The 6,293-nt window shown below is 64.4% G+C and carries 6 protein-coding genes and 2 pseudogenes; 1 reads left to right on the top strand and 7 read right to left on the bottom strand.

The genetic code is table 11. The annotated features are described in order from the left end of the window. Positions 1–157: 157 nt before the first annotated feature. Both ACZ5XS_RS43120 and ACZ5XS_RS43125 read right to left on the bottom strand, forming a co-directional pair. Entirely contained in the window at positions 158–922 is a 765-nt protein-coding gene (locus ACZ5XS_RS43120) for a fumarylacetoacetate hydrolase family protein (RefSeq protein ID WP_468660889.1), read from the bottom strand. Between the two features lie 83 nt (positions 923–1,005). Continuing rightward, a complete protein-coding gene (locus ACZ5XS_RS43125) occupies positions 1,006–1,296 on the bottom strand; it encodes a YciI family protein (protein WP_468660891.1) in 291 nt (96 codons plus the stop codon). Positions 1,297–1,371: 75 nt separating this feature from the next. Here ACZ5XS_RS43125 and ACZ5XS_RS43130 point away from each other — a divergent pair. Next, positions 1,372–1,606 (top strand): annotated as a pseudogene (locus ACZ5XS_RS43130) (winged helix-turn-helix transcriptional regulator); the annotation flags it as partial. Positions 1,607–1,710: 104 nt separating this feature from the next. Here ACZ5XS_RS43130 and ACZ5XS_RS43135 read toward each other — a convergent pair. The 5 genes and pseudogenes from ACZ5XS_RS43135 to ACZ5XS_RS43155 form a co-directional block, all read right to left on the bottom strand. Further along, on the bottom strand, positions 1,711–1,887 hold the full coding sequence (locus tag ACZ5XS_RS43135; protein ID WP_468660893.1) for a hypothetical protein: 177 nt from the start codon (positions 1,885–1,887) through the stop codon (positions 1,711–1,713). Between the two features lie 10 nt (positions 1,888–1,897). After that, complete coding sequence (locus tag ACZ5XS_RS43140) at positions 1,898–3,310, bottom strand: sugar ABC transporter ATP-binding protein (protein ID WP_468660895.1); 1,413 nt, start codon at positions 3,308–3,310, stop codon at positions 1,898–1,900. A gap of 25 nt (positions 3,311–3,335) precedes the next feature. After that, complete coding sequence (locus ACZ5XS_RS43145) at positions 3,336–4,847, bottom strand: aldehyde dehydrogenase family protein (protein WP_468660897.1); 1,512 nt, start codon at positions 4,845–4,847, stop codon at positions 3,336–3,338. Further along, positions 4,814–5,377, bottom strand: a complete 564-nt coding sequence (locus tag ACZ5XS_RS43150; RefSeq protein WP_468660899.1) for a hypothetical protein — start codon at positions 5,375–5,377, stop codon at positions 4,814–4,816. The genes ACZ5XS_RS43145 and ACZ5XS_RS43150 overlap by 34 nt, the downstream gene beginning before the upstream one ends. 643 nt (positions 5,378–6,020) lie before the next feature. Further along, positions 6,021–6,176 (bottom strand): annotated as a pseudogene (locus ACZ5XS_RS43155) (IS5/IS1182 family transposase); the annotation flags it as partial. Positions 6,177–6,293: the final 117 nt, after the last annotated feature.

The raw sequence follows: 6,293 nt of genomic DNA on the forward strand, positions 1-6,293 counted from the left end.
GCTCTCTACGCTTTGGGTCGATCGGGCACCGCTCGCGAGCGCCGCAAATCCTCGCTACAAGACTGGTTCGTCAACCTGAGCAACCTCGTAAACCCACGGGGAGGGCACACCTGATCGACGGCCAGGACGCGTTGAGGGAACTCCTGCACCGCACCGGCTAGCTCACCCGTTCGAGGTTGGACGGGGGGATGGCCAAGAACTCGTTGCGGCACGAGCCGATGCCCTCGATAGATACGGTCACCACCTGGCCGTGCCGCAAGTACGGATTCCCGGGGCGCGCGAGAGCTACGCCGGATGGAGTCCCTGTTGCGATGAGATCGCCTGGCCGGAGGGTGATGAAACTAGAGATGTATGCGATCAATTCCGGGATGCTGAACAGAAGCTCTGATGTTCGAGCACTCTGCATGATCTCGCCATCGACTTCGCACGAGATCGCTAGATCCAGTGGGTCGTTCAGTTCATCGAGCGTGACGATCATTGGGCCGACCGGAGTGGATCGTTGAAAGTTCTTGCCCGCGAACCACTCAGAACTGCGAAACTGCCAGTCTCGCATCGAGATGTCGTTGACGACAGTGAAGCCGGCTACGTACTCCATCGCTTGTTCTACCGACACGCCATACGCTTCCCGACCGATGACAACTCCAAGCTCCGCTTCCCAGTCCACTGCGGAGGAGACATCCGGAAGTTCAACTGGGCTCGTGGCTCCTGTCAACACGTCTGCGAACTTCGCAAAGAGCGTCGGGTAGTCCGGCACGCTGGACTCCACCTCGTCCGCGTGAGCTCGGTAATTGAGACCGACGCAGATTGTCTTGCCAGGCCGGATGACTGGCTCTGAGCCCAACAACGTCAAGCCGCCTTCGAGCACGTCGCCGCTGGCTTGTGCGGACACTCGCCAGTTGGGGTCCTCGAACAGTTCCGACAAGTCCCGGTACGGGAGTGCGATCAGCGAGTCACCGTCCACGCGAACCGCCCGCATGCCCGACTTTGTGCGTACTGTCGCGAGCCTCATCGGCCTTCCCCCGACTTGAGTCCCTGCAGATCGGTCCACGCGACCAAAGACTGGTCCCGGATTCCGTGCCTGGTATAAGGATCGCCCGCGCAGAACCTGTCGCCATCCTCGACGTCCGACGCCTTCAACAGGAACGCGCCGCCCGTCAGTTCTGCACCATCTGTAGTCCACGTCCGAGTCGAAAACGCGATGGACTTGGCATTCTCTCGCACGTAGCCCAGGTGATCCTCACGCAGGGCAAAGCGGTCGTCGTCGGATTTGCCGGTCGTCGAGATGTCGGTGATCAAAAAGCCCATAAGGGTTGTGGCCTTTCTTGAAAGTCGCAGAGGAAGGGCGGGGGCCGACCGGGCCCCTGGCCCTGGTTGCACGATGGGAGAGGGCCCTACAACGACTCGGGTGTCGCGCTGTTGGACCGCTCGTTCGGCTTCAGCGAAGCGCGCCGTGAGTTCGGAAGGGTCAGCGAGAAGATGCTGGCCCAGGCCTTGCGGACCCTGGAGCGCGACGGCACGGTCCACCGCGATGCCAGGCCGTGATCCCCCCGCGTGGGCCCTCGGCCGGGAGGCCGCCGAACAGGTCCGTGGCCTCGCGTGGTGGACGGTGACGATCTTGCCGATGGGCATCACGTCCTTACCAGGAAGTCGTCGGGTCGGCATAACAAATCCAATCTGGTCGAGTTGCACTGCCGTGGGGTGGTTGCAGCGTCAGTGGCCACTGCTGAGCCGCGCGATGTCTGCCTCGGAGGCGTCCCGCGCCGGGATGTTGGCGACCACATCGCCGCGGAAGATGACGAGGATCCGGTCGCACAGGAGCAGTAGTTCGTCCGTCTCGGCTGAGGTCACCAGAATGCCCAGGCCGCGTGCGGCCTCCTCCTTCAGCAAGAGGTTGGTCTCAGCCTTGGCCCCCGATGTCGACGCCCCGGGTGGGGTCTTCGAGCAGCGGTACCTTCGGCTGCGAGATCAGCCATTTGCCCAGCGTGACCTTCTGCTGATTGCCACCGCTGAGTGTGCCTACCGAAGCGTTGACGGATGGTGCCCGGATGCGCATGCGCGTTGCCATGTCCGTTGGTCCCCCGCCGCGCGGGGACCACGCGGCGGGGCGCCGCAAGCGTCCCTCGTCGCGGGACGCGACCATGGTCAAGTTCGCCTCAATGCTCATCGAGGGGATCACACCGCTGGTGCGGCGGTCGGAGGCCAGGTACCCGAGGCCGTGGGCCATCGCGCTGCGCGGCGAGTGGACAGGGAGCTCGGTGCCGTCGACGATGACTCGGCCGTCGTCGGGGCGACGCGCACCGAAGATCGCCTGCACGATCTCGCTGCGGCCGCATCCCTCCAAACCGGCCAGGCCCACGATCTCACCGGGCCGGACATCGAGGTTGATACCAGGGACGAGACCGTCGATCCGCAGGTCGTTGACGACGAGGGCGGGACGGCGGTCGGTTACGTCGGGCGTACTCGTGCGGGTATCGTCACGACGCTCGATAGCGGCCACGTCACCGGTCAGAGCTTCGATGAGCTGACCGATGTCGAAATCTGACATCGGCCCACTGGCCACGGCGGCTCCGTTGAGCAGCACGGTCAGTTCATCGGCCAGAGCCGTCACTTCCGGCAGCCGGCGTGAGACGAAAATGATAGCGCCCCCCCGACTCTTGAGTCGGTCGATGACCTCGAACAGCGACCGCACCTCTTCCTCGGCGAGAGAGCTTGTCGGCTCGTCGAGGATCAGCACCTTGGCGTCCATCGACACCGCCCGCGCGATCTCCACCATTTGCCGCTGGTTCGCTCTCAGAGTGCGCACTGCTCGCGTCGGTGAGTAGTCGAGCTGGAGGCTCGCCAGCACCTCCGCTGCGCGACGATGCGAGTCGCGCCAGTTGATGCCCAGGGGCGAGCGCACCAGGCGCCTGCCCATCAGGATGTTCTCGGTGATGGATAGATCGGGCGCGACGTTGACCTCCTGAGAGACCATCACAACCCCAGACGTGATCGCGTCGGCGGCGGACCGGAACGTCGCGTGCTTGCCGCCGGCCAGTGGTTCGCCGGCATCGGAGCGGACCTGACCGGCGAGCACGCCCAGCAGCGTGGACTTACCCGAGCCGTTCGTACCAAGCAGCGCGTGTACCACGCCCGGACGAGTTACGGTGAAGTTGACGCCGCGCAGGGCGTGGACGCCACCGAACCGCTTATGAACATCACGGACTTGGATCGGCGGTCCCGCGGAGGTCGTCGGATCCCCGAACGGATCGTGATCTGCTGCTGGGTCTCCGGCCTCAACGGACCCGGCAGGTGTGTCGGAGGCATTCGGCATGCCGTTCTCCCGTCGTACGATCGCACTACAGCACGATCGAGACGACCTTCTCCTCGGTATTGGCCTCGATGCCGGCCCAGGACAGCTCGCGTCCGACTCCGCTGGTCTTCATGCCTCCCCAGGGCAGGCGCGGGTCTGGCGCGCCGGCGCCGTTGACCCATATCGTCCCCGCCCGCATTTCGGCGGCCATGGTGTGTGCCGTGGACAGATTCTGCGTCCACAGGTAGGCGGCAAGTCCGTACTGTGTGGCGTTTGCCAACGCGATGACCTCGTCCGGATCCGTGAACGGCATGACCAGGCCGACCGGGCCGAAGATCTCCTCCCGAGCAATGGTCATGTCATTGCTGCCGTCGGCGAATATCGTTGGCTCGACGAAGAAACCCTTGCGGTCGGGGCTTTTGCCGCCGGTGACGAGACGTGCCCCTTCGTCACGCCCCTTTTGGATGTAGCCAGTCACGCGGTCCAGCTGCTTGCGGTTGATCAGTGCGCCCATGGTCACGGTTTCGTCGAGTGGGTCGCCAAGTCGAACCTGTTGCGCTGCCTTGGCGAGTTCACGGACGAAGTCGTCGTAGTGCCGGGCATCAACGAAGATTCTGGTACCGGCCGCGCAAACCTCACCCTGGTTTGCGAACAACCCGAGGGCGACTCCTCGCACCGCGGCGTCGAGGTCGGCGTCCCCCATCACGATTTGCGGGGACTTACCCCCCAATTCCAAACTGAATCGCCGGAAGTCCCGGGCGCACGCGAGGGCCACGTCGCGCCCAACCTCGGGACTTCCGGTGAAGCTCACCTTATCCACACCCGGGTGGCGTGCCAGCCGGGCGCCGGCGTCAACACCCAAGCCCGGCAAGATATTGACGACACCGGCGGGAAAACCTGCCTCTTCGATCAACGATCCCAGGTATTGACAGCTCAGCGGAGCATCCTCCGGCGTCTTGAGGACCACCGTACAGCCTGCCGCGAGCGCAGGCGCCAGCTTCCAGGCACTGATCATCAGCGGCGCATTCCACGGAATAATTCCGCCTACAACACCGATCGGCTCGCGTCGGGTGTACGAGTGGCGCGCGCGGCCGAGGCTGGGCGCCTCCACCGACCGGCCGTCGATCTTGTCAGCCCAGCCGGCGAAGTACTCGAACGTTTCGATCGACGTGGGAATGTCGATGAGCGTGGGTTCACGCAGCGGCTTCCCGCCGTCGACAGCCTCGATGAGCGCGAGCTTGTCCTTGTCCCGCTCAATCAACGCCGCCAGTTTGACCAGCAATCGGCGCCGGTCGGCGCCCGTGAGTCGCGACCATTCACCACCCTCGAGTTGTGCACGGGCGGCGGCGACGGCGTGATCGATGTCGCGGGCTCCGCCGCGCGCGACCGTCGCGATCACGGCTTCGGTGGTCGGCGCGACGATGTCGAGCGTCTCGCCGGAAATCGCTTCCTGCCACTTCCCGCCGATGAATAGGCTGTCCGGAACCTCTGGCAGCTTCGAACCGTCGTTTACATGTTCCATGATTACGGCCTTTTCCTGGTTTCTGGCAACCACCATGTTGCGGATTTAACGAAGTCCACGAACCGTTCGCCTGTCATCACGCTGGGCGCATAAGTGTTGTTGGCGAGCGCACCCAAGGCCGCGCCGGCAAGAACGGCAACTAGAACTGCCACCGGACCCGGCACGGACCCGGCTGGCAACTTTGCGAGTAGGTAGCCTGCCAGCCCTCCGACTACGCCGACCGAGAGGTCGAGCCCGCCACTGATGAGGACCAAGGTCATGCCCATCGCGACGATCCACAGGCCAGCCACCGAGGTGATGCTGCCTTCGATGGTTGCCTTGGAAAGATATGAGTCGTCCATGATGCTGAAGAGGCTGAACACCGCGACGAGCAGGACGAGGATCGGTCGCCACCCGCGGGAGCCTTGCCAGAGTACGGTCCACCGCTTCTCTGTCGATAGAGCGTCAAGGCTGTCTTCGGTGGCAGAGTAAGTCGCGGCAATCGGTAGTGATTCTTGAGAACCGGCATCGCTTCTGATCTTCACCGCGGCCCCTAATGCGCTCGGTTCCCAGTTGGCGACAATCACCAATGATTGATTCGGGAACGCTAGGCTCGCCGCCATCCGAGCGCAAGGATGTCTTGCCATTGAACGGCAATGGAGGGGCTGCTTGATCAGCCTCTTTGCCGCCAGGGCCGTTTCAAAGTCGGGTTGCGGTGTGATCGCGCAGGTCAGGCGATGCCGAGCAGGTCGAGCAGCCTGGTGAAGGGGTCGTAGGAGGTGTGGCGGAAGCTGGCGGCGATGTTGGTGTGGCCGTGTGTCGGATCACGTGGACGCGAGGTTGCGCAGGGTGGCCATGTGCTCCGGCCTCCGGCCGAAGCGGGTCTTTGAGGCGTCCTCGCGGAACGCGGCGTCGCGGGACGCGTGTCGCGGAGGAAGTGCAGCCGGTTTCCGATGGCCCACTGGGATCGTGCGAGTCGCCCGATGATCTGGGGCGATGCCTGTCGTTTGGTCAGGTCGGTGAGGGCGTGGACGGTCCGGCTGGTGCGTTTTGCCGGTTTCTTGAGGTCGGTCGGTTGGCGGGTGATGCGGGTGGCCGGGGCCGCGTGCGGGAAGTCCATCGTCAGGCCGGTGACGGTGAGGACTCGGGTCGCGCGGGTCTCTTTGCGGCCGTGGCCCTGCTCGCGGTAGTAACGGTGACGCCGTTCGACGGCATAGCAACGTGAGGTGTCTGGTGGTTGGTGGAGTAGCGGTAGTCCTTGGCCGAGGCGGCCATGGCCCGGTCGCGGGTGGGTACCAGGGTGCCGTCCACTATCAGCACGGTGGCGTTGCGGAAGCGTCGACGCGGCTGGAGCGCGAGAGCCGGTTCGAGGTCGTCGATGATCCGGCAGGGCCCCTAAGGGGTGCTTTCAGTGGGCGGTTCGTGAGTCTATGAGCGGTTCTGGTGTCGCCTGATGGTGTGGGCGAAGCCGGAACGTTCCGGTCCGGTGCCGGTGGCCTGCTG

The organism is Streptomyces sp. NPDC033131 (genome assembly GCF_055578365.1).